The sequence below is a fragment of the Sphingomonas sp. ABOLG genome (genome assembly GCF_003950435.1).
In the GTDB taxonomy this organism is placed as follows: domain Bacteria; phylum Pseudomonadota; class Alphaproteobacteria; order Sphingomonadales; family Sphingomonadaceae; genus Sphingomonas; species Sphingomonas panaciterrae.
The window spans coordinates 142,045-164,427 of record NZ_QQWW01000009.1 but is presented as its reverse complement, the minus strand read 5'-3'; the positions used below and the strand labels follow the sequence as shown (position 1 = coordinate 164,427).

Annotated in this window: 22 protein-coding genes and 1 pseudogene; 16 read left to right on the top strand and 7 right to left on the bottom strand. The window is 66.8% G+C overall.

From position 1 onward, the window contains the following. Positions 1-123: 123 nt before the first annotated feature. Positions 124-969 (bottom strand): 16S rRNA (cytidine(1402)-2'-O)-methyltransferase, encoded by an 846-nt coding sequence (gene rsmI, locus CA236_RS12330; protein WP_125945824.1) that lies wholly within the window; start codon positions 967-969, stop codon positions 124-126. Between rsmI and CA236_RS12325 the strand changes: the two genes are divergently transcribed. The 3 genes from CA236_RS12325 to CA236_RS12315 are packed head-to-tail and all read left to right on the top strand — an operon-like array spanning position 968 to position 3,924. Beyond that, positions 968-2,209, top strand: a complete 1,242-nt coding sequence (locus tag CA236_RS12325) for a penicillin-binding protein activator (RefSeq protein WP_082103141.1) — start codon at positions 968-970, stop codon at positions 2,207-2,209. The two genes, rsmI and CA236_RS12325, sit on opposite strands and share 2 nt — an antisense overlap. Before the next feature lie 36 nt (positions 2,210-2,245). Next, positions 2,246-2,896, top strand: a complete 651-nt coding sequence (locus tag CA236_RS12320; protein ID WP_046411064.1) for a DUF47 family protein — start codon at positions 2,246-2,248, stop codon at positions 2,894-2,896. Between the two features lie 14 nt (positions 2,897-2,910). Then, on the top strand, positions 2,911-3,924 hold the full coding sequence (locus CA236_RS12315) for an inorganic phosphate transporter (RefSeq protein ID WP_046411063.1): 1,014 nt from the start codon (positions 2,911-2,913) through the stop codon (positions 3,922-3,924). A gap of 101 nt (positions 3,925-4,025) precedes the next feature. On the opposite strand, the gene CA236_RS12310 is transcribed toward CA236_RS12315, so the two are convergent. Next, on the bottom strand, positions 4,026-4,328 hold the full coding sequence (locus tag CA236_RS12310) for a polyhydroxyalkanoic acid system family protein (protein WP_125945823.1): 303 nt from the start codon (positions 4,326-4,328) through the stop codon (positions 4,026-4,028). Continuing rightward, positions 4,325-4,756 carry a VOC family protein gene (locus CA236_RS12305; protein WP_125945822.1) on the bottom strand — a complete coding sequence of 144 codons (432 nt, stop codon included), beginning with the start codon at positions 4,754-4,756 and terminating at the stop codon, positions 4,325-4,327. The genes CA236_RS12310 and CA236_RS12305 overlap by 4 nt, the downstream gene beginning before the upstream one ends. Before the next feature lie 126 nt (positions 4,757-4,882). Between CA236_RS12305 and lnt the strand changes: the two genes are divergently transcribed. Both lnt and metK read left to right on the top strand, forming a co-directional pair. Further along, entirely contained in the window at positions 4,883-6,424 is a 1,542-nt protein-coding gene (gene lnt, locus CA236_RS12300) for an apolipoprotein N-acyltransferase (protein ID WP_125945821.1), read from the top strand. A 58-nt stretch (positions 6,425-6,482) separates the two neighbouring features. Then, on the top strand, positions 6,483-7,691 hold the full coding sequence (metK, locus tag CA236_RS12295) for a methionine adenosyltransferase (RefSeq protein WP_125945820.1): 1,209 nt from the start codon (positions 6,483-6,485) through the stop codon (positions 7,689-7,691). A 64-nt stretch (positions 7,692-7,755) separates the two neighbouring features. On the opposite strand, the gene CA236_RS12290 is transcribed toward metK, so the two are convergent. Beyond that, on the bottom strand, positions 7,756-8,400 hold the full coding sequence (locus tag CA236_RS12290) for a phosphatase PAP2 family protein (protein WP_125945819.1): 645 nt from the start codon (positions 8,398-8,400) through the stop codon (positions 7,756-7,758). A 65-nt stretch (positions 8,401-8,465) separates the two neighbouring features. On the opposite strand from CA236_RS12290, the gene CA236_RS12285 reads away from it, so the two are divergent. After that, the gene (locus CA236_RS12285; protein ID WP_125945818.1) at positions 8,466-9,149 is read left to right on the top strand and encodes a tRNA (guanine(46)-N(7))-methyltransferase TrmB; all 684 of its coding nucleotides are present in this window, start codon (positions 8,466-8,468) and stop codon (positions 9,147-9,149) included. Here the strand turns inward: CA236_RS12285 and CA236_RS12280 are convergent. Both CA236_RS12280 and CA236_RS12275 read right to left on the bottom strand, forming a co-directional pair. Beyond that, on the bottom strand, positions 9,146-9,721 hold the full coding sequence (locus CA236_RS12280) for a CHAP domain-containing protein (protein WP_046411055.1): 576 nt from the start codon (positions 9,719-9,721) through the stop codon (positions 9,146-9,148). The genes CA236_RS12285 and CA236_RS12280 overlap by 4 nt on opposite strands. 130 nt (positions 9,722-9,851) lie before the next feature. Then, complete coding sequence (locus CA236_RS12275) at positions 9,852-11,798, bottom strand: right-handed parallel beta-helix repeat-containing protein (RefSeq protein WP_164518933.1); 1,947 nt, start codon at positions 11,796-11,798, stop codon at positions 9,852-9,854. 420 nt (positions 11,799-12,218) lie between these two features. Between CA236_RS12275 and CA236_RS12270 the strand changes: the two genes are divergently transcribed. The 3 genes from CA236_RS12270 to CA236_RS12260 all read left to right on the top strand — a co-directional run bounded on the left by CA236_RS12270 (position 12,219) and on the right by CA236_RS12260 (position 15,532). Continuing rightward, positions 12,219-13,034, top strand: coding sequence for a polysaccharide biosynthesis/export family protein (locus CA236_RS12270; RefSeq protein ID WP_164518932.1), 816 nt, complete (start codon positions 12,219-12,221; stop codon positions 13,032-13,034). A gap of 31 nt (positions 13,035-13,065) precedes the next feature. Continuing rightward, on the top strand, positions 13,066-14,367 hold the full coding sequence (locus CA236_RS12265; RefSeq protein WP_164518931.1) for a Wzz/FepE/Etk N-terminal domain-containing protein: 1,302 nt from the start codon (positions 13,066-13,068) through the stop codon (positions 14,365-14,367). A 178-nt stretch (positions 14,368-14,545) separates the two neighbouring features. Further along, positions 14,546-15,532, top strand: a complete 987-nt coding sequence (locus CA236_RS12260; RefSeq protein WP_125945814.1) for a CpsD/CapB family tyrosine-protein kinase — start codon at positions 14,546-14,548, stop codon at positions 15,530-15,532. A gap of 432 nt (positions 15,533-15,964) precedes the next feature. Here CA236_RS12260 and CA236_RS12255 read toward each other — a convergent pair whose 3' ends face one another. Further along, entirely contained in the window at positions 15,965-16,774 is an 810-nt protein-coding gene (locus tag CA236_RS12255; protein ID WP_125945813.1) for a class I SAM-dependent methyltransferase, read from the bottom strand. A 49-nt stretch (positions 16,775-16,823) separates the two neighbouring features. On the opposite strand from CA236_RS12255, the gene CA236_RS12250 reads away from it, so the two are divergent. The 7 genes and pseudogenes from CA236_RS12250 to CA236_RS12220 all read left to right on the top strand — a co-directional run bounded on the left by CA236_RS12250 (position 16,824) and on the right by CA236_RS12220 (position 22,378). Continuing rightward, on the top strand, positions 16,824-17,015 hold the full coding sequence (locus CA236_RS12250) for a hypothetical protein (protein WP_125945812.1): 192 nt from the start codon (positions 16,824-16,826) through the stop codon (positions 17,013-17,015). Positions 17,016-17,439: 424 nt separating this feature from the next. Further along, a pseudogene (locus CA236_RS19345) lies at positions 17,440-17,646 on the top strand (antibiotic acetyltransferase); the annotation flags it as partial. 110 nt (positions 17,647-17,756) lie between these two features. Next, the gene (locus tag CA236_RS12240) at positions 17,757-18,635 is read left to right on the top strand and encodes a glycosyltransferase (protein ID WP_241212635.1); all 879 of its coding nucleotides are present in this window, start codon (positions 17,757-17,759) and stop codon (positions 18,633-18,635) included. Further along, entirely contained in the window at positions 18,632-19,552 is a 921-nt protein-coding gene (locus CA236_RS12235; protein ID WP_241212634.1) for a glycosyltransferase family 2 protein, read from the top strand. The genes CA236_RS12240 and CA236_RS12235 overlap by 4 nt, the downstream gene beginning before the upstream one ends. Before the next feature lie 279 nt (positions 19,553-19,831). Further along, positions 19,832-20,242: a hypothetical protein gene (locus tag CA236_RS12230; protein ID WP_046411046.1), complete on the top strand. Its 411-nt coding sequence runs from the start codon at positions 19,832-19,834 to the stop codon at positions 20,240-20,242. A gap of 331 nt (positions 20,243-20,573) precedes the next feature. After that, complete coding sequence (locus CA236_RS12225) at positions 20,574-21,182, top strand: SRPBCC family protein (protein WP_125945810.1); 609 nt, start codon at positions 20,574-20,576, stop codon at positions 21,180-21,182. Then, positions 21,182-22,378: a zinc-dependent alcohol dehydrogenase gene (locus CA236_RS12220; RefSeq protein ID WP_046411042.1), complete on the top strand. Its 1,197-nt coding sequence runs from the start codon at positions 21,182-21,184 to the stop codon at positions 22,376-22,378. Before CA236_RS12225 ends, CA236_RS12220 begins: the two co-directional genes overlap by 1 nt. Positions 22,379-22,383: the final 5 nt, after the last annotated feature.

Genomic DNA, 22,383 nt, shown 5'->3' with positions numbered 1-22,383 from the left:
GCCTCGCCCATCGCCTGCGCCAGCCCGAGGGCGCAGAAGCGATGCTAGCGCGCCCGGAGGAGGAGGGCGAGGGGTGATGCGAGCGACGCCCTCAGCCCCCAACGAATCGGGAGTGGTCGGTGGCTAGGCGTCCTTCAGCGCGAGGGCCCGGGCGTAGAGTTCCTTGCGATCGAGCCCGAACTTTTTTGCGACCTCTCCGGCAGCCTTGGCGACCGGGAGCCGGATCAGCGCCTCGACCAATGCGGCGTCGGCATCCTCGGAGCTGGCGGGGGGCGGCTCACCCGGCGGGCCGACGACGATCACGATCTCCCCCTTGGGCGGGGCATCGGCATAGCGCGCGGCAAGGACGGGGAGCGTGCCGGTCACCGCTTCCTCATAGCGTTTGGTGATCTCGCGCGTGACCGCGGCGTCGCGATCGCCCAACCCTTCCGCCAGCGCGGCGAGCGTCGCGGCGAGGCGGGGGCCGCTCTCGTACAGCACCAGCGTCGCGCGTATCGCGCCGAGCTCCGCGATCGTCTCGCTGCGCGCCTTTGCCTTGGAGGGCAGGAAGCCGGCAAAAAGGAAGCGGTCGGTGGGCAGGCCGGCGAGCGTCAGCGCGGCGATTGCGGCGCACGGCCCCGGGATGGTGACCACCGCATGGCCGGCGGCGCGGGCATCGCGCACCAGCTTGTAACCGGGATCGGAGATCAGCGGCGTGCCGGCGTCGGACACCAGCGCGACCGCTTCGCTCGCCATGCGGGCGATCAATTGCGGCCGCATCTGATCGGCATTGTGATCGTGATAGGGGACCATCGGGCGCTTCGTCCCGATGTGCCGTAGTAACACAGCTGTAACACGAGTGTCTTCTGCAGCGACTACGGCCGCGCGCGACAGAATATCGGCGGCGCGTGGAGACAGGTCCCCGAGATTGCCGATCGGGGTTGCGACGATGTACAGGCCGGGACTTAGGTTTTCCACGAGGAGTGTCATGGCAGAGGCCGCAACCGTATCGCAACGGGCGAACGTGATCGTTCGTGGAATTCCCGGAGGCGTGTCATCGCCGCGCCGCATCGCCGGCCCGGTGGCTGTCGCGCTCACCGCGCTGCTGGTCTCTGCCTGCTCCACCGTTGTCCCGCGGGGCCCCTCCGCGCCGCCGCCGACCAAGGCGCCGCCGCCCAGCACCCGGCCCGATGTCGGCGTGGAAGCGGGCATCCCGCGCGATACCGCGCGCAATCGGGTCGCGCTGCTCGTGCCGCTGTCGGGCGCCAATGCGGGAGTGGGCAAGAGCCTCGCCAATGCGACGCAGCTGGCGCTGCTCGACACCAAGAACGAGCAGATTCGCGTCACCAACTATGACACCGCGCAAGGCGCCGCAGCCGCCGCCCAGCGCGCGGTGGCCGATGGGGCGCAGCTGATTCTCGGCCCGCTGCTGGCCGATGACGTGCGCGTGGTAGCGCCGATCGCGCGGCGCGCGGGGGTGCCGGTGCTGTCCTTTTCGAACGACGTCAGCGTCGCGGGCGATGGCGTGTACCTGATGGGCTATACCCCGTCGCAGTCGATCGAGCGGGTGGTCGATTATGCGCGCAGCAAGGGGGTCACCAATTTCGGCGGGCTGGTCCCCAACGCGCTTTATGGCACCCGTGCCTCCACCACCTTCCTGCGCGCGGTCGAGGCCGCCGGCGGGCGCGTCGTGGCGTTGCAGACCTATGACCGCACCCCCGGCGCGATCGGCGCGGCGGTGACGCGGATGGCCAAGGACGCGCCGTTCGACGGGGTGCTGATCGCCGATTCGGCCGGGACCGCGGCCACCGCCGTGCCGCTGCTGCGCAAGACCAGCCCGGACATGAAGGTGATGGGCACCGAATTGTGGAACACCGACAGCGGCGTGGCTGCGCGTCCGGCGCTGAACGGCGCATGGTATGCCAGTGTTTCCAATGGTTTGTACCGCCAATATGCGACCAAGTATCGCGCCCGCTTCGGCGCCGCACCTTATCGCCTGTCGAGCCTTGGCTATGATGCGGTGCTGCTGACGGCACGCATTGCGCGCGACTGGAAGGTCGGCGCGCCCTTCCCCGAAGCGCGGCTGCGGTCGGGCGAGGGCTTCTCCGGCATCGATGGTGCCTTCCGCTTCGGCCGGGACGGCATCGCCGAGCGCGCGCTGGAAGTTCAGGAAATCCGCAGCGGCAACACCGCCGTCGTGTCACCGGCGCCCGCCAGTTTCGGGCGCTGATCCCTATTCCTCTGTTTCTCTTCAAGGATTCTCTTGATGTTCGCCTGGTTCCAGCGCCTTCTTCCCAAGCGCGGCAATTTCTTTGAACTGTTTGACGCGCATGCGGCGGTGACGCTGAAGGCTGCGGAGGCCACCACCAAGATCTTCGCCGGTGACGGCGACATCGACGCGCTGATCGCCGAGGTGAAGGATTATGAGCACCAGGCCGACGATATCACCCGCACCGTGCTGCAGACCGTCCGCGTCACCTTCCTGACGCCGTTCGATCGCAGCGCGATCAGCGATCTAATCAACCGCATGGACGATGCGATCGACGCGATGGACGCGGCACTGACCGCAGTGAGCCTCTACGGCGTACGCAGCTTCGCGCCCGACATGCACGCCATGTCCAAGCTGATGCTGGAGGCGTCGCGCGTGTCGGTCGAGGCGATGCAATTGCTGCGGGATGTCGCGCGCAACGGCCCCCGCCTGCACACGCTGACGGAGCGACTGGTGCGGCTGGAGGGCGAGGTTGACGGCCTCCACGAACAGGGCCTGCGCCGCCTCTTCGAAAAGCATCACCATGAGGGCGGGGACGCGATGCAGTTCGTCGTCGACCGCGAAATCTACAAGCATCTCGAGAAGATCTCTGACGCGTTCGAGGACGTGGCGAACGAGATCGACGGCATCGTCATCGATCACGCCTGAGCGATCGCAGCCCCATGCATGAACTCGCGTTCCCGCTGCTCGTCGGCCTGATCCTCGTCGCGCTTGCGTTCGATTTTCTCAACGGGCTGCACGATGCAGCCAATTCCATCGCCACCGTCGTTGCCACGCGCCTGCTGTCGCCGGTGCAGGCGGTGGCCTTTGCCGCCTTCTTCAACTTCGCCGCCTATTTCGTCACCCTTGCCTTTCCCAGCTTGCATGCTGTCGCAGAAACAATCGGCAAGGGACTGATCGATCAGGATGTTGTCACGCCAGCCGTTATCTTCGGTGCGCTGGGCGGGGCGATGTTCTGGAACGTCGTGACGTGGCAAAAGGGTATCCCCTCATCGTCCAGCCACGCGCTGGTCGGCGGGCTGGTCGGTGCTGGCGTGACCCATGCCAGCGTGCACAGCATCCATGTCGGCGGGCTGACCAAGACCATGGTGGCGATCGTCGTGTCGCCGACGCTGGGCATGATCCTGGCGCTGCTGGTGATGCTGGCGAGCAGCTGGGCGCTGCGCCGCTATACCGCCCGCCAGGCGGAGCGGACCTTCCGTTCGCTCCATCTCGTATCGTCGGCTGCCTATTCGCTGAGCCACGGGCTCAACGACGCGCAGAAGACGATGGGGATCATCACCGTCCTGCTGTATTCGACCGGCCAGCTGACCGGCGAGTTCGAAGTGCCGCACTGGGTGGCGATCAGCTGCTATGTCGCGATCGCGCTCGGTACCTTGTCGGGCGGGTGGAAGATCATCGAGACGATGGGCTCGCGGATCACCAAATTGTCGCAGCATCAGGGTTTTGCGGCCTCGACCGGCGGATCGATCGTGCTGTTTGCCGCGTCGGCGATGGGCATCCCGGTGTCGACCACCCACACCATCACCGGCGCGATCATCGGATCGGGCGTCGCACGCCGCACCTCTGCGGTGCGGTGGGGCACGGCGAGCAACGTGGTGGTCGCCTGGATCATCACGATTCCGTGCTCGGCGATCGTTGGCAGCGCCTTTTACGGGCTGACGCTGCTGTTCTGATTATCGTTTAACCAAAACGATTTGCCTGCGCTTCGTGATGCGTTGGCATAAAAAAAAGGGCTGCGCTTCCACCCGGGAGCGCGGCCCTTTTTCATCCACGGCTATTGGAGGAGCTTGGGCGCCTCACGCTGCAGCTTGTCGCGGATCTTGTCGGAGAACATGGCGAGGAACGCCGGCAATTCGAAGGTGGCGTGGACGTTGCTGTCGCTGACGTCGAGCCGGGCGCCGACGCGCTGCCCCAGACCCTCCACGGTGAAGGTCAGCGAATCGCCCTCCCAGCGATGTTCGGTGATCGCGCCGCCGGGAATGAAATCCGCCAGCTTGCCGAAGCTGCTGCCGATCCGCTGCTTGGCGGCGGCGGTGCCGAGCTGGTGCGGGATATCAACTTCGATCGGGGCGCTCATGCCGTGAACTCCGTGGCAAACAATTGGGCGTCGTCGGCAAACGCCTTGAACTCCAGCGCGTTACCGGAGGGATCGCGAAAGAACATCGTCGCCTGCTCGCCGGGCTGCCCCTTGAAGCGGACGTGCGGCGCGATCCCGAACGGCACCCCGGCCGCCTCAACCCGAGCGGCCAGCGCCTGCCAGTCCGCCATCATCAGTACCACGCCGAAATGCGGCACGGGCACGTCATGCCCGTCGACAGGGTTGCTGGCGCCGGCCGGGCGCGCGGTATCGTCGAGATGGGCGACGATCTGATGCCCGCCGAGATCGAAGTCGATCCAGCGGTCGCTGGAGCGACCCTCGCGGCAACCGAGCACGCCGCCGTAGAAGGCACGCGCGGCGGCGAGATCATGGACCGGAAAGGCGAGGTGAAAGGGGCGCAGTGTCATGCGCGGTTGATACACCAACTGCGGCGCCAGCGGGAAGGGGGTGAGGGCGCCAGTGCTTCTGCGCGGTGAGCCGCCGCGCGTATCGCCTCTCCCCGCCGGGCGCATGATTTGGTAGCGGCACGGGCAATGATGTCCCTCCTCGATAAATATCCGCGGCTGGCCGCGCTGCTGCTGGGTGCGGCGGCGGCCTGTGGCTTTGCCCCGTTGCAGCTGTGGCCGCTGACCATTGCCGCGCTCTCGCTGCTGATCCTGCTGGTGCATCGCGCGCCCACGCTGAAGGCCGCGCTGTGGCGCGGGTGGATGTTCGGGCTGGGGCATTTTACGATCAATAACAATTGGTTCCAGCACGCCTTTACCTTCCAGGATGCGATGCCGGCGGAGCTTGGCTATGCTGCGCCGATCGCGCTGGCACTGTATCTCGCCGTCTATCCGGCGCTCGCCGCGGGGCTGGCGTGGAAGATGCGCGGGACCCGTGTGGACGCCGCCTATGTGCTGGCGTTCGCCGCGGCGTGGATCGTCGCCGAATGGCTGCGCAGCGTGATGTTCACCGGCTATGCCTGGGATCCGATCGGCGTGATCTGGGTGCCGGTGCAGCCGGTTGCGGCGCTGTCGGCCTGGGTCGGCACCTATGCCCTGTCGGGGCTGACCGTGCTGCTGGCGGGAAGCCTGCTGCTCCTGCCGCGTCGGCTGGCGCCGTTCGCGACCGCGCTGGCGGGATTTGCCGCGCTGATCGCGGCGCAGCTGTTCAGCTATCGCGACGCGGACGGGCCAGTGGCGATCGACACGCCGCGGGTGCGGGTCGTGCAGCCGAACGTGCCGCAGGACCAGCGTGGGGAGAGCGACGGGGAGATGATGCTCGCCCGCCTGTCGGAGCTGTCGGGCCGGCCGGGCGAGGCGCCGCGGCTGATCCTGTGGCCGGAAGGCGTCATCCGCGACTATTTCGAGGATGGCTATCCCGACTATGTCTATGATGCCGATCCGTTCTGGCTCCGCTGGCGGATGGCGAAGCTGCTTGGCCCGCGGGACATCCTGCTGACTGGCGGCACGGCGCTCCAGTTCGACAAGGCGGGGACGGCGACCACCGCGACCAATTCGGTCTTTGCGATCGATCCGCGTGCGCGCATCCGCGGCCGCTACGACAAGGCGCATCTGGTGCCTTATGGCGAGTATCTGCCGATGCCCTGGCTGTTGAAGCCGCTCGGGCTGGCGCGACTGGTGCCGGGTTCGATGGACTTTGCCGAGGGGCCGGGGCCGCGCGCGCTGGAGGTGCCCGGCTTCGGGTCGATCGGGATGCAGATCTGCTACGAGATCATCTTCTCGGGCGAGGTGGTCGATCCGGCGCACCGGCCGCGGCTGATCTTCAATCCGTCCAACGATGCCTGGTTCGGCAGCTGGGGACCGCCGCAGCATCTGGCGCAGGCACGGTTGCGCGCGATCGAGGAAGGGCTGCCGGTCATTCGCGCCACCCCCAACGGCATTTCCGCCGTGATCGCCGCGGATGGCCGGCTGGTGAGCACGGTGCCGCATCAGAAGGCTGGCGCGATCGAGGTGGCGATTCCCGAGCCGCTGCCGCCGACCTTTTTTTCGCGGTGGGGCAACTGGCTGGCGGGGCTGACGGCGCTGCTGCTGGCGGGGGCAGCCATTGCCATCCGCCGCCGCCATCGGTAGAGCCATATAAAGCTATCTTTATATCCTTATCTCCCTCACCAGCTCAGGCGGAGTAACCATGCGCCAATCGTATCTGTTCACCAGCGAATCGGTTTCCGAGGGCCACCCGGACAAGGTCGCCGATCAGATCTCCGACGCGATCGTCGATCTGTTCCTGTCCAAGGACCCGGAGGCACGCATCGCCTGCGAGACGCTGACCACCACGCAGCTGGTCGTGCTGGCGGGCGAGATCCGCTGCAAGGGCGTGTACGAGAATGGCGAGTGGGTGCCGGGCGCCAAGGAAGAGATCGAGGCGACGGTCCGCAACACCGTGAAGCGCATCGGCTATGAGCAGGAGGGCTTCCACTGGGAGACCTTCCGCTTCCAGAACAACCTGCACGGCCAGTCGGTGCAGATCGCGCAGGGTGTCGATGCGAGCGCGAGCAAGGACGAAGGCGCCGGCGACCAGGGCATCATGTTCGGCTTCGCCTGCGACGAGACGCCGGACCTCATGCCGGCGACGCTGTATTACAGCCACCGCATCCTTCAGCGCATGGCCGACGACCGTCACTCCGGCGCGGCACCGTTCCTGGAGCCGGACGCCAAGAGCCAGGTCACGCTGCGCTTCGAGGATGGCAAGCCCGTCGCCTGCACCGCAATCGTCGTTTCGACGCAGCATGCCGCCGGCTATGACAAGGGCGAGCAGGAAGCCGAGCTTCACGCTTATGTGAAGAAGGTGGTGGCCGATGTGCTGCCGGCAGAGCTGCTGTCCGACGCCACCGTCTATCACATCAACCCGACGGGCAGCTTCGAGATCGGCGGGCCGGATGGCGACGCTGGCCTTACCGGCCGCAAGATCATTGTCGATACGTACGGCGGCGCGAGCCCGCACGGCGGCGGCGCGTTCAGCGGCAAGGATCCGACCAAGGTCGATCGCTCGGCGGCGTACATCACCCGCTATCTGGCGAAGAACATCGTCGCGGCGGGCCTTGCCAAGCGCTGCACGATCCAGCTGGCCTATGCCATCGGTGTCGCCAAGCCGCTGTCGCTCTATGTCGATACGCATGGCACCGGCACGGTGGGCGACGACAAGATCGAGGCGGCGATCGCGGGCATCGAGAAGCTGGGCGACCTGACGCCGCGCGGCATTCGCACGCACCTCGGCCTCAACAAGCCGATCTATGAGCGCAGCGCGGCCTATGGCCACTTCGGTCGTCAGGCCGAGGGTGACTTCTTCCCGTGGGAGAAGCTGGACCTGGTCGATGATCTGAAGGCGGCACTCGCCTGATGATCTGATGAGGGGCCTGCCGGGAACGGCGGCCCCTTTCTTCTAACCGGCGGGATATCGCGAGTCAGCTCGGATGCGCCTCCGCTTCGGCGAGCGCGCCCGCATCTTCCTTGTTCTGCCGCCGGCGATCGATGGCGCGTTCGCCCGCGTTGATCGCCAAGCCAGCGATCCTGTCGGCGACCCAGCCGATCCCGGCGCCCACCGCGACATCGCTGGGATAATGCGCGCCGCGCGGCAACTGCACCGCCGCGACGAACGCCGCGCCACCGCGCGCCGGCGCGGCATAGGTTGGGGCGGTACGCGCGATCGCCTCCGCCACGCTGACCGCGCCCGCGGTGTGGCCCGATGGAAAAGAATTGAACTCGGTATCGTCGCTGCCGCTGCCGGCGCGCGCCTCATGCTCTCCATCCTTCAGCGCGCGGCGCGGGCGCGAGCGGTCGATCGCGCGTTTCAGCACCGTCTTGCCGGCGGTGGCGAGCGCATGGGCGAGCAGCATGCGCGTGCCGGTGCGAGTCACATCGCGCCGGCGCAGCATCAGGCCGACGCCGATCGTCGCGAGCGACAGGGCGACGAGCGGCGGCTGATCGGCGATCTCGCTCGCCTTGCCGGCCAGCGCGACGGGCGGGTGGTCGGCGGCCTTTGCCGCGGCGCCGATTGCGTCATGCTCTGCCTTGGCGAGATCGCGCGCCTTCTTGTGCTTCTTTCCCATAGCGGGCGGAAAACGATGCGCGGGTCGCTTTGCTCCCGCCGCTCAGGACGCTATCGCGCCGGCCGATGAACGATCCCGCTACGATCCGTCGGCTTTATGGGCGCGCCCAGGGCCACAAGCTGCGCAAGGGCCAGGCCGCGCTGGTCGAGGAATTGCTGCCGCGCGTTGCCGTGCCGGAGACGGGGCCGCTCGATGCGATGCACCTGTTCGGCGACAATCGCCCGCTGCGGCTGGAGATCGGCTTTGGCGCGGGCGAGCATCTGGCCGGGCAGGCCGCGGCGGCGCCGGATACCGGCTTCATCGGCTGCGAGCCGTTCCTGAACGGGGTGGTGGGCGCGCTCGGCCATATCCGTGATGGCGCGCTGGAGAATGTGCGGCTGCACATGGGTGATGCGCTGGACGTCGTTGAGCGACTGCCGGACCAGTCGCTCGACATCGTTTACCTGCTCCATCCCGATCCGTGGCGGAAGGCGCGCCATGCCAAGCGGCGGATGATGAACCACGGGCCGTTGGACCTGATCGCGTCCAAGCTGAAGCCGGGGGCTGAGTTCCGCCTCGGCACCGATGATCCGACCTATTGCCGCTGGTCGATGATGATCATGGCCCAGCGGACGGACTTCACCTGGCTGGCGCACCGGCCGGCGGATTTCCTGGAGCGCCCGCCGGACTGGCCCGAGACCCGCTATGAACGCAAGGCCCGGCGGCAGGGCCATGAGGTCTGGTACTTCCGCTACCGCCGCGCGGATTAACGCGAGGCGTGTGCGCTGCTGCCGGCTCCCGCCCCAGGCACATAGGCGTCGATCAGCGCGCCGACGTAATCGGGGTTCTGCGCGGTGAGATGTTCGTGCGGGCGCCCAGGCGCGTAGATGAAGCCGTGCACCGTATAGATCGTGCCGCCTAGGCCGTTCGAATCGCGGTACCAGACCTTCACCCGGCTCCAGTCATTCGCCTCACTGACGTCGAATACGGTGACATCCTGTTCGGCGTGGCCGCGCGTACCGTCGATGCGTGACCAATTGGCGTGGGTCAGCATCAGCACACGATCCTCGACGATCCGGCTGACCACGGCGACATGGCCGAGCGGAAGACGCGACTGACGCGCGAAGGCAATGACCGAGCCGACCTTCGGCTGATCGCCGCGCTTGTACCGACCGTGTGCCTGATCCCACCAGGTCCAGGCATCGCCATAGATCTGGATGCCTGACGCCTGGCGCGCGAAGGGCACGCATTGGCCATTATAGTCCAGCAGCGATCGCGCATGCGCGGGGGAGCCGAGGGCACAAACGAACGCTGCGACGAGAGCGAGGGGGGAGCGCTTCATCACGGGGCAAAAACTAACCGCCGTTTCTATGCGAGAGGTTGCGCAACATGGTTAACCAATGCCTTCCGGCCTCTCGTGCGCGGTGTTGCGAAGGCGTAACGATCACGCATTTTGTTCGCTGTCGCGAGCGCTAGAGGATGAAGGCGTCGCGACTCAGCCAATCGACCCCTTCGATGAGGATGGTGAAGTCCGCGCGGCCATCCCCGTCCACATCGCCCGACAGGATCGCGCCCGCGGCGCTGGAGTCGTAGCGCAGCTCGCCGGCCTGACCCGAAAATGCGTCCGTGCCCAGGAAGCGGAACGGATCGTCGGTCGCCGTGCTGATGTCCGCATCGATCGGCGACAGGCCGATCCGATCACCCTGACGCTGTGAGAAGTCTGCGATCGTGTCCTGGTCGCCCAGAGTGTCGGCGCGGAACAGGAACATGTCCGGCCCGCTGCCGCCAGTGAGGACGTCGTTGCCGCTGCCGCCGTCCAGCGTGTCGCGCCCCGTGCCGCCAAGCAGCCGGTCACCCCCCGCGCCGCCGATCAGGAGATCGTCGCCCGAGCCGCCCTCGATCCGGTCGGCACCGTCGCCGCCGTGCAGCGTGTCGTTGCCATTGTCGCCATGAAGGTGGTCGTCACCGGCGCCACCCTGGATCAGGTCATGCCCAGCGCCTCCGTACAGCCGGTCCTGTTCGTCGGAGCCGATCATGCGATTGTCGAGTACATTGCCGTGGACGGTAAGGTCCCCCGCGGTGAGCCGTACGGTCTCTATATGCGCGGCCAGGGTGTGATCGACCGACGTCCAGACCGTGTCGTTGCCGCCGCCGGCGCGCTCGATCACCCGATCGCGCGACGAGGCGACGATATAGGTGTCGTCACCATTCCCGCCGTCCATCCGTGTCTGGCCCGCACCGCCGGTCAGGTGATCGTCTCCATCGCCGCCCAGGAGGATGCTGTCCCCCTTGGCCGCTGCCACTAGTCGATCGGCACCCGGCGTCCCCTCGATCGTGGTGACCGGGCCGGCGGGCGGCCGGGGGCCCGTTAGGTCGAGGAGGTCGGCGAGTCCTTCCGCCAGCACCGGCGATTCGGCCGCCATCGTGACCCAGTCGCCATGGCTGGCGAGCCAGGCGCCGATCAGCCCGGCTCCCTTGTCGAGGGCGGGCAAGGTCGCCTGATTGCCGGCCGGCGGCCATTTGATGATGCCGTCGATGATATAGACCTGTGCCACGTTCCCCACGATTCGATCCACGTCGGACACACGAATCCAGGACGGCTGATCGAGATACCCCGCCACGACATTGTCGGTGAGCGACAGGCCGTCGGCGCGTTCCACATAGATGCCGTTGAACATCCCGCCGAGCACCAGATTGTCGGCGATGGTGACGTCGACATAGGGCCTGGCGCCATTCTCATCGCCCATGAAGATGCCCTGCACGGCCGCACCCGCCCCGCGAAGGATGACATTGTCGGTGATGGTGATCGCGCTGGCGCTGTTCGGCTGGTTCAGCGTCCAGAACTGGATGGCGTCGGGGTGATCGCCGAATGCCGGTCGGAAGTTGGTGAAAAGATTATCAGAGACCACGATGTCCGACACGCCGCCGCCGCGCACCCCGTCCGAGCGCAGGTCGTGGAAGTAGTTGCCGCGCACCGTCACCCCGACGCTGTCGAGCATGTTGATGCCATGTCGCAGGTGAGTGAATTCCGACTGGGTAATCGAGATGTCGATGCTGTCCCGGATGATGAAGGCGTTGGTGTCGTAACCGCGCTCCCCCGGCGGGCCGTGGACGAGGATCTGGTCGAACGCCACCCGTGCGGCCTGCCTCACCTCGAAACCGAACAGCCCGCCCGGTTCATGATCGGCCAGCACTAGATTGCGAAAGGTGATGTTCTCGACCCCGAACGCCTTCAGCCCCGTAAGCTGGGCGGGTCGCGCGGGATCGGCCGAGGTGATGATGACTTCACCGTCAAAGCGCAGATCGCGCAGGGCGACGCGATCGTAGCTGCCGGGGGCCAGCGCGATCACGTCTCCCGCACGTGCCGCGCCCGCGAGGCTCATCAACTCGGCGGCAGTGGATGCCATCAGGGTGGCCATAATGATCCTCTCGTTCATGCGTGCACGGACCCGGCGGGCTACTTTCCAGGCACGTCGCCAAGGCTAAGGGACGCGATCCGACTGCGTCGTGCGGCTTACCATGCCGTGTATATCCGGCGCCGCCGCTCAGTCAGTGCGGCGAGGCATAAAGCAAATGGCGCGCGGGCATGAATGGAGCCTCTGTTCTGGACCAGTAACCGGGGCAATTGATCCAGAACGGAGCGAGTAGTCCTGCGGAGGTGTTGAGCAAACGCTCCCTGGCTGTACCACGGTCGACACGCGCTGTTCTTCTGTTCGCTTGTCAGGGATGGTGGTCGATCAGGCGGCGCAGAAGCGGATGGCGATCAACGGCAGGATTCATCCGGCCGGGCAGGAGCGGGCGGCATGCAGACGATGCGACGTTGGATCATGGCGACAGCCTTGGCTGGGGCCACGCTGTGCTCGCTGGCGCCGTCGTCGGTGGCGGCTCAGGCGAGGAATGACGCCGCGGCCGGCACGCGGGAGGGGACGACGTCGCCGGTGGGGACTGCTCCCGCCGCGACGGGCTACCTCCTTGGCACGGGCGACGTGATCGAGACGGCGGTGCTGGGCCGCAGCGACTTTACCGCGCGGGTCCAGGTGCAGGAGGATGGCACGGTCCAGCTGCCCTTCGTGAACAGCGTTCCGGCGGCTGGGCGCAGTGTGCTGGAGCTGCGCGATGATCTGCGCGCCCGGCTGCAGCAGGGCGGTTTTCTGGAGAACCCGGCGGTCAGCGTGATGGTGGCCAGCTACGGCAGCCGATATGTCACGGTGCTGGGGCAGGTGAACCAGCCGGGGGTGGTGCCGATCGACCGCGCCTATCGCCTGACGGAGATTGTCGCGCGGGCCGGCGGGCCCAGCGACAAGGCGGCGGACGCAGTAACGCTGACCCGCCCGGACGGTTCGTCCCGTGCGCTGTCGCTGCGGACGCTCGCGACCAGCGCGGTCAGCGATGATCCGACGGTGGAATCGGGCGACAAGGTGTTCGTCGCCGCGCCTGCCACCTTCTTCATCTACGGGCAGGTCAATGCGCCCGGCAGCTACCCGATCGATCGGCCGCTGACTGTGGAAATGGCGTTGGCGCGGAGCGGCGGCCTTACGCCGCTTGGCTCGGTGCGGCGGGTGAAGCTGGTGCGCGGGGGCAGTGAGACGAAGGTGGCGCTGAGCGAGAATTTGCGTCCCGACGATGTGCTGGTCGTCGGCGAGCGGTTTTTCTGAGGCCCCTATGCGACCGCAACAGATCCTTCGCATGCTTCTGGCGCGCTACTGGTTGATCGTGCTGCTCGCCGTGATCGGTGCGGTGGCCGGGCTGATCGCCGCGCGGCAGATTCCCAAACGCTACGAGGCGCGGTCCCGCGTGGTCGTCGACCTGCTGCGCGCCGACCCGGTGACCGGGCAGGCGCTTCCGCCCAAGACGATGGAGGCCTTTCTGGCCGCGCAGGTCGAATTGATCCGTGACCCCCGGGTTACGCGGCGGGTGGCGGACCAGTTCGGGTGGACGCAATCGCCCGAGCTGCGCGCGAAACATGCCGCGGCGCAAGCCGCGGGGTCCCGGGCGGGGCTGCGCGACTGGCTGGCGGAACAGGCGTCGGCCAGCACCAGTGCCGAGCTGATCCGCGGTAGTCCGATCCTCGAGATCGCCTATGTGTCCGCCGTGCCCGGGACCGCGCGGCGCGGCGCGGACGCGGTGCGCGAGGCGTTTCTGGCAGAGGCGCTCGACAGCAAGCGGCGTGACGCGGCGCAGAACGCCGGCTGGTTCGCGCGGCAGGCGGCGTCGCTCAAGGCGCGCCTGGCCGCTGCCGAGGAGCGCAAGGCCGCGTTCGAGCGGGCGAACAACATCGTGCTGCAGGATGACAATATCGACGCAGAGTCGTCCAAGCTGCGCGCACTGGCCAGCAGCGCCCCGGCGGCGGTCGCAGCCATCGCTACGGGGCCTGTGGTGGCGCCGTCGGCCGGGCAATTGGCGCAGGTCGATGCCCAGCTTGCGGCGGCGCGACAGACGCTGGGCGTGAACCATCCGGAGATGGTGGCGCTCCAGCGGCAACGCGGCGCGCTTGCCGCCGCGGTCGCTCGAGAAATGGGCAGCATGCGTGGCGGGTCGGGATCATCGGGCAATCGTCAGGCGGCGGAGTTCGGCGCCCAGACGCAGAAAGTGCTGGCGCAGCGGGGGCTGGTGGATGCGGCACGGCGACTCGCGGGCGATGTTGTCGTGCTTCGCGAGCAAGTGGCCAAGACGATGCAGCGCGCGGCCGATTTTGAGCTGCAGGCGCAATCGACCGATGCCGGGTTCAGCCGGCTCGGGGCCGCGGCGACGCCCCGCTCGCCGATCAATCCGCCGCGTTGGATGCTGGTGCTGGCCGGCAGCATCGCAGGGATGATCCTGGGCGCAATGCTGGCGATTGCCGCCGAATTGTTCGCCCGGCGGGTGCGCGGTGCGGAGGATCTGCAGCAGATCGACGGATTGCCCCTGATCGGGATGCTGGATCTGCCGCGCCCGACGGCGACCGCCGGATGGCGCGGCCTGTTTGCACGGCCGCAGCGCGCATGGTGACCGTCGCCGCCTCGGGCGCTCCCCCCGCTGCTCGCCAAGGCATGAAGGCAGTCACGCACGGCGAAGAGCGCGCGGAGATTTCTCCGGGCGGGGCGCGATAGGGCGGAGCGCCGGAATGACCAAGGGCGATCGTTCGGCTCATCGGCGCGACGCCAAAGGCGATGGGGGAAGAAGCGACATGGACGCTCAAACGATGACGGTGCCGGCAGCCAACGGAATGGACCACCGCCCTTCGGCACAGGCGCTTGCGAGCGAGGCGACTGCGCTGAACGTCGCTGATCACCGAGTGGCGGGACGGGAGGAGGCTGGCGTCCGCGGGGAGGCGGGCGGCGGACAGGACCATGAAGTGGAGGGCGACCGTCCCTTGGCGCAATCGGCCGTCTCCACCTCTGCTTCAGTGCCCGCTGCTGCTGCTACCGCGATGGGCCCGACGGAGGACGGCAGGGCCGATGCCGAGGCCAGGGGGGGCGAGCACGAGAAGGTGTCTGCTGACGATGCTTCGGAGCCGCCAGTCCGGGGCACGTTTGACTACAGCTTTTCCCGACGCATCGCTTGCCTTTCCGAGCCCGCCGGCGTGGCGGCACGGGGATATCGCGCCCTCCAGACGCATCTGCTCGCCGGCCATGTGCGCGATGGACGGCGGGGATTGGCGGTATGTGCGCCCACGCCGGCCTGCGGCTGCACCAGCGTGGCGGTGAACCTCGCGGTGGCCTTTGCCCAGGCCGGGATCAACACGCTGCTGATCGACGCCAATCTGCACCGCCCGGCAGTGCAGGACTTCATCCGCCCGGAGCAGCCCGCACGCGGTCTGGTGCAGATGCTGTCCGTTGGGGCCGAGCAGCGATCCGACGAGATCCGGCGAGAGGTGCGCCCCAACCTGTCGGTGCTCTATGCCGGTGGCGCATCACCGCGCGCGCACGATCTGATCGCCAGCCGCCTTTTCAAGCAGATCATCGATGACTGCATGCGCGCCTATGAGTTCACCATCGTCGACACCCCCGCAACCGACGGCAGCAGCGACGCGCGGCAGATCGCGATGGGCGTTCGCTACGGCCTGATCGTTGCGCGGCGCGACATGACATTGCTCACCGACGTCCATCGCACGGTGGCCGAACTCTCGAGCGATCGCGTGCGACTGGTCGGGAGCTTTCTCGCCGCGTTTTGACCAAGTGCGGGTTCGGGAGCAGCGGCTACCGGATTGGTGACCGTCAGAAGATGCGGCAGACCAGCACCGTACGGCGCGACCAAATGAAGCGACATTGGTCATAGATCAGGAAGCGTCAGAACGATGTTGGCGAGTGGCAAAGCTTAAGCAAGCGGTTGGCCGCTGCACGTAGCAGGGTCAAAGCCTCAGGAAGATCTGGAACCATAAGATTGTGCCTTTAGCATAATCAAAAGGTACTAGAACAAGAGTTGAAAGGCGGATGCGCCGGCCGAGTTTTCAGCTCCGATCCCGGTTGAGCGCTCTTATCGGCTGCCGAGACAACGCTCCCGCTGCGCAAGCTTCGGGCCGGGTACTCGTCCCCTTCGGCAGGCGACGCGAGGTGGGCAGGCGCTATGCGGCGCCTGACCGTTCCCGCCTCGCCCGGTCTTCCGCTCAGCGCGGCTTGACGAACTTCAGCGTGAAGCGGTCGCTCTCGCCGATCCCTGCGTATTTGGCGCGATCGACGTCCTTCAGCGCGAGCGTCGGCGGGAGGGTCCACACACCATTGGGATGATCGTGCGTGTCCTTGGGATTGGCGTTGATCTCGCTTTCGCCGGCCAGCTTGAACCCGGCCTCTTCGGCAAGCTGCACCACCGTCGATCGCTTGATGTAGCCGCTTTTCTTTTCCAGCGCGGTGTCCATCGTTTCGGGTAGGCGGTGGTCAGTGATGCCCAGCACCCCGCCCGGCTTCAGCATCGTGAAGAACGCCTTGAACGTGCGCGCGGCCACTGCGGGATCGTCGTTCATCAGCAGATTGTGCACGTTGCGGAAGGTGAGCACCACGTCGGCGCTACCGGCCGGAACGGTGCTGGTGCCGGTGGCGGGATCGATCGTGGCGACCGTCGCCGGGCCGAACCACGCCTGCTTCGCCGTCAGCATCTTCTGAGCGCTGTCGACGCCGCGCTGGTTGACCAGCGCGACATAGCGGCCCTTGCCCTTGGTCATGGGCGCGAGGATTTCGGTGTACCATCCGCCGCCAGGGCTGAATTCGACGATCGTGTCGGTCGGCTTCACGCCAAAGAAGGCGAGCGTTTCTGCGGGGCGGCGATATTGATCGCGTTGCCGGTTGGCGGCGCTGCGTTGCGCATCATTGACGGCGCTGCTGATGGCGCCTGAGGGTTGCGGTGCGGCGGGCCGTGCCGTCTGGGCGGAAACCGCCGCGGCGCTGGCTAGCAGGGCGGTCGCAATGGCGATGGTGCGCATTATCTTTATCTCTCCCGGCAAAACGCCGGTGGGGTGTGGAGGCAAGTGAATGTCAACGCAAGCGATGCTGTACGGGGTGGCGGCATCATGCGCAGCGGCGGCCGCGGGCGCGGCCTGGGGCGATCGGCGCCGGACCCAGCGGCACGATCCCGATGCGGTGGGCGTGATCGACTGGCGAACGGTGCAGCTGATCGCGATCGTCGCCGGGCTGGTGGTGGCTGCATTCGCCGTGCGCAGTTGATGATGCCGCCACCAATGGTCTTCCGAAATTAGGTCCATTTCCGAGCGGCTGGAGCGGCATCTCCGTTCCGGCGCGGTATGCCCCCTCGCGTGTTGGCGGTTGAGGGCAAGCGATGCGGCGATTGGTGGGACGCGCGATCGAAAAGGCGCGTTTGTGGCGCTGGCAACGCGATCCGCTGCATAGCCTGGCGCTGCGTCGCTGGTTGCGGGAACGCTATCGGGTTGACGTAGGGCTCTACACGTACGGCTGCTTCGATCCGTGGCGCATGCCAGGCCCGCTGGTGATCGGGCGGTATTGTTCGATCGCCAAGACGGTCCATTCGGCGCCGATCAACCATCCCATTGCCGCGATCTCGACCCACCCGGTGCTGTACGAGCGGCAGTTCGGCGTGGTGGACGCCGACCTGCATTATGATTCACCGCAGGTCATCGAGGACGACGTGTGGATCGGCCACAATGCCGTGATCCTGCCTGGATGCCGACGGATCGGCCGGGGCAGCATCATCGGGGCGGGGGCGGTCGTGACCCGCGACGTACCGCGCTATGCGATTGTCGCCGGCAACCCCGCGCGCGTGCTGCGCGAGCGTTTCACGCCGGAGGTTCAGGCCGTGCTGGAGCGAAGCCAATGGTGGCAGATGGATCTCGCGCAGCTGCGTGACTTGGTCCTGCGCGACCCCGGGTTCGTGTTTGACCCGGCGGGGCGCGCGCACGTCGCCACGGCGGCGGGGCTGGCGAGCGCCGCATGAGCACGATGATGGAGGTCAGCGTGATCATCCCGCATCATGATGATCTGGCGGGGCTTGATCGCTGCCTGGATGCGTTGTCGCGGCAGACCATGGCGCGCGACCGGTTTGAGATTATCGTGGCCGATAACATGAGCATGTGCGGGGAGGACGCCGTGCGTGCGCTGGTGGCAGGGCGAGCGCGGGTGGTGTTGGCGCGGGAGCGCGGGGCCGGGCCCGCGCGCAACGTCGCCGTCGCGCATTCACGCGGCGCGGTGCTTGCCTTCACCGATGCGGATTGCGTGCCGGCCCCCGGCTGGCTCGAGGCGGGATTGGCGGCGCTATGGGATCATGACTTTGTCGGCGGGCAGGTCGATGTGCTGATCGACAATGACGGGGAGAAGACCGGGTCGGAGGCGTATGAGGCGGTCTTCGCCTTTCGCAACCGGCGCTATGTCGAGCAGCAGGGTTTCTCGGTCACGGCCAATCTGTTCTGTCGCCGGACGGTCTTCGCCGCTTCTGGTCCGTTTCTCGCCGGCACGTCGGAGGATCGCGACTGGTGCGTCCGGGCGCGGGCGCTGGGATTTCGGATCGGCTACGCTCCGGCAGCGGTGGTGGGGCACCCCGCGCGCGGCGACTGGCCGGCGTTGCTGTGCAAATGGCGCCGGCTCAACGCGGAGATGTTCGCCTTTGCCCGCGAGCGCCGGGGCGGGCGGTTGCGGTGGTTCGTGGCAAGCGCGGCGATGCCGGTGTCGATTCTGGTGCATGGGCTGCGCATCCTGACCAGCCCCGCGCTGACCAACTGGCGGGAGCGTCGGCGTGGTCTCGCGACGCTCGCGCGGCTGCGATTGTGGCGCTGTGCCGATGGCATGTTGCGGCTGGTGGGCGCACGCCCGTGATCGAGGTCGCAGTGTGTATCGTGTCGTTCCGTGATCCGGCGCTGGTCGTACAATGCCTCACGGCACTGGCCCGTTCGACGTTCACCGACTTCGCGGTGGTAATCTGCGAGAATGGCGGGGCAGCGGCGCGGCGTGCGTTGCAGGACCGGTTGCCCGCGACGCTGCCCGGCGGGCAGCCGGTCACGGTCGTCCCCCAGTCCGACAATCTGGGCTATGCCGGCGGGGTGAATGCCTGCATCGCCGCGCGGCGCGACGCCGCGGCCTGGTGGGTGCTCAATCCGGACACGACGCCGGAACCCGGTGCGCTCACCGCACTGGTGACGCGATTGGGGCAGGGGGGTTGCGACGCGGTGGGCGGCGTCCTGTACCACCCGGGCGGCCGGGTGCAGGCCTATGGTGGGCGCTGGTACCCGGTGTTGGCGCGGGCAACCTCGATCGGGGTCGGTGCTTCGATCGATGCGCCGCCCGATGCGGCCCGGGTCGAGCGGGACATGAACTATCTGCTGGGGGCGTGCATGCTGGTCAGCCGTGCCTTTGTGCAGACCGCCGGGCCGATGCGGGACGATTATTTCCTCTACGCTGAAGAGATCGAATGGTGCCTTCGCGCGCAGCAGCAGGGCCTGCGGCTGGGCTTCGCCCCAGGGGCCCGTGTCTGTCATGGACAGGGTGGCACCACCGGCTCCGCCGCGGCCATTCGGCAGCGGCCGCGGCTGCCGATCTTCCTTGATGAGCGCAACAAGCTGCACGTGGTGCGCGATACGACGCCGGCGCATCTGCCGCTCGCGGCGGTGTCGGCGCTGGTACTGGGTGCGGCACGCTTCGCCCGGCGCGGCGCGGTGCGGCAATGGCGCGACGCGCTGGCGGGATGGTGGGCGGGCATCCGCAATCATCGTGGCGCGCCCGAGTGGATCGCCTGACGAGCATCAGTCTCGTCGCGCAGTAGGTCGGACACTTCCCGACCAGCAGTTGATTCAAAACATACCGATCGGTATGAATGGTTGACCGGCACTGGCAGCGTCTCTATACCAACCGGTACACAACAGCTGCTCCCGTATCATCGGCCATGATGCGGGAACGGCGCCGAGGATGCCTGGCGACCGACGCCGGGAAGATTAACTGTTCAGATTGCCACCGCCCGCCCGTCGCTCGCGCGACGGTGCCCGGTCGCGCGCCCAACAGGGCAGAAGGGAAGCATCATGGCCTATCTCGCCTTCAACACTATCGACGCTGCGCTTCCGCTGGCGCCGATCGCCGATCCGATCCCCGCCAGCACTGCGCGGGACGATCGCTATGCCGATGATGCCCGCTTCGGCGCGTTGGAATGGTCTGTCATTGCGTTGGCGCGCAATGATCGGCTGTCATCCTTGCGCGAGCCAGGTCGCTTGTCGGTCGCGCTGCGGGCGGTGATGCGGCAGAACAATCCCCGTCTTGCCGACGAGCGGCTTGAGGCGTTGCGGCGGATGGCGGTGCTCGCCTGGCACCAGAGCTTCCAGGTCGCGGCAAGCGAGCTTCGCGCCTTCTTCGACGCCGGCTTCACCCATGGTCAGTATGAAACCATGATGGCGAGCATTGCGGCGGCGCGCACGCAGCGCCGCCGTCGCCGCTGAGTGCATCCGCCGGCGCGCTCGTGCGTTGGCTGCGAGGGTGATCGATGCGAGGAGTATCACGCCGACGGGTCCATCAGTCTTGATGTAGTCGTGGCATGTTCGAAGCTGCGGACGATGCGATGTGGGTCAGTATCGTGACCAGATGAGATATGATCTGCATCAATATAGAAGGTGATCGACGTTGCATCTGATGTGCGCGACGACAGGATGCGATCTGCGCTTCTTCTTCAATCTTTAGGGGCTGGTCGGGCAAGTTTTTGATTTCATCGGATTGTGTCGGGAACGGGCCTGCTATTGCACTCGTTAAGGCCGCATTCCTCAGGAGGATGCAATGGCCGACACGATCGACCCGGCGCGTGCCGACGACGCGCCGCTTTCCACATCGAAACACCGCGGTGCTGCCGTGGAGGCAGCGGGCAATGCGACGCTGCCGCATCCGGCGGACGGCAATGCCGATACGCTGATCGGGCGCACCGTGACGATCCGGCGCCCGCGCGCCGAACTATTCGCCTTCTGGCGAGACTTCACCAACCTTCCCCACGTGCTCGAGAATGTCGAGCGGATTGAGGTGCTGGACGACCGCCGCTCGCACTGGACGGTGACCGCACCAGGCGGGAACACCGTCGAATGGGTGGCGGCAATCACCGACGAAAAGGAGGGCGAGTATATCGCCTGGGCGTCGGAGGAGGGTGCGGACGTGCCCAACAGCGGGCGTATCGATTTCCGCGACGCGCAGGGCGATCGCGGCACGATCGTCACCGCGACGATCCTTTATGATCCGCCCGCCGGGCTGATCGGCAAGGTCATCGCCAAGATGTTCCAGCGCGAACCCGCCATCCAGGCGCGGCGCGACCTGCGTCGGTTCAAGCAACTGATGGAAACCGGCGAAATCGCCACCGGCGCGCGCAACCGCCGCCTTCTGGACGAGGGGAAGAACTGATGCGAGCATTGGCCTGGCACGGCAAGCATGACGTGCGCGTCGACACGGTCGACGATCCGGAAATCCTCAACCCGCGTGATGCAATCATCAAGATCACCTCGACGGCGATCTGCGGGTCCGACCTTCACCTGTACGACGGCTATATCCCCACGATGCAGTCGGGCGACATCCTGGGCCATGAGTTCATGGGCGAGGTGGTCGAGACCGGCCCGAAATCGACGTTGAAGAAGGGCCAGCGCGTGGTGGTGCCATTCACCATCTCGTGCGGCGCCTGCTACCATTGCAGCAAGCACCAATATTCCGCCTGCGACAACGGCCTGCCCGCCGACAACCAGGATCTGGGGCAGGAGATGTATGGTCAGCCCATGGCGGGCCTGTTCGGCTACAGTCACCTGACCGGCGGCTATTCGGGCGGCCAGGCGGAATATGTCCGCATCCCATTCAGCGACGTCGGCCCGATCGTGGTGCCGGACGGCGTCCCCGATGAGAAGGTGCTGTTCCTGTCGGACATCCTGCCCACCGGCTGGATGGCGGCGGAAAATGCCGAGATCGAACCGGGCGACACGGTGGCCGTGTGGGGCTGCGGGCCGGTCGGCCTGTTCGCGGTACAGTCCGCCTTCCTGATGGGCGCGGCGCGGGTGATCGCGATCGATCACTTTCCGCGCCGGCTGGAACTGGCGAAGAAGTTCGGCGCCGAGACGATCAACTTCGAGGAAACCGCCACTTATGAGGCGCTGATGGAGATGACCGGCGGCATCGGGCCGGATGCGTGCATCGATTCCGTCGGCCTGGAGGCGCACGGCCTGTTCGTCGACAATGTCATCGATCAGATAAAGGCGTCGACCTTCCTCGGCACCGATCGCCCGCACTCCATTCGCCAGGCGATCCTTGCGTGTCGCAAGGGCGGGCGGGTGTCGATGCCGGCGGTCTATGGCGGCTTCGTCGACAAATTTCCGCTCGGCGCGTTCATGGAAAAGGGGCTGACGCTCAAGACCGGTCAGACCCACGTCCAGCATTATATGCCCGGGCTGCTCAACGCGATCATGGAGGAGAAGATCGATACGACCTTCCTGATCAGCCACACGCTGCCGCTGGAAAATGCCCCGGACGGCTACCGCATCTTCCACGACAAGCAGAATGAAGTGACCAAGGTGGTGTTGAAGCCGGGCCTTGAGCGGATCGAAATCGACCTTTGAGGAGA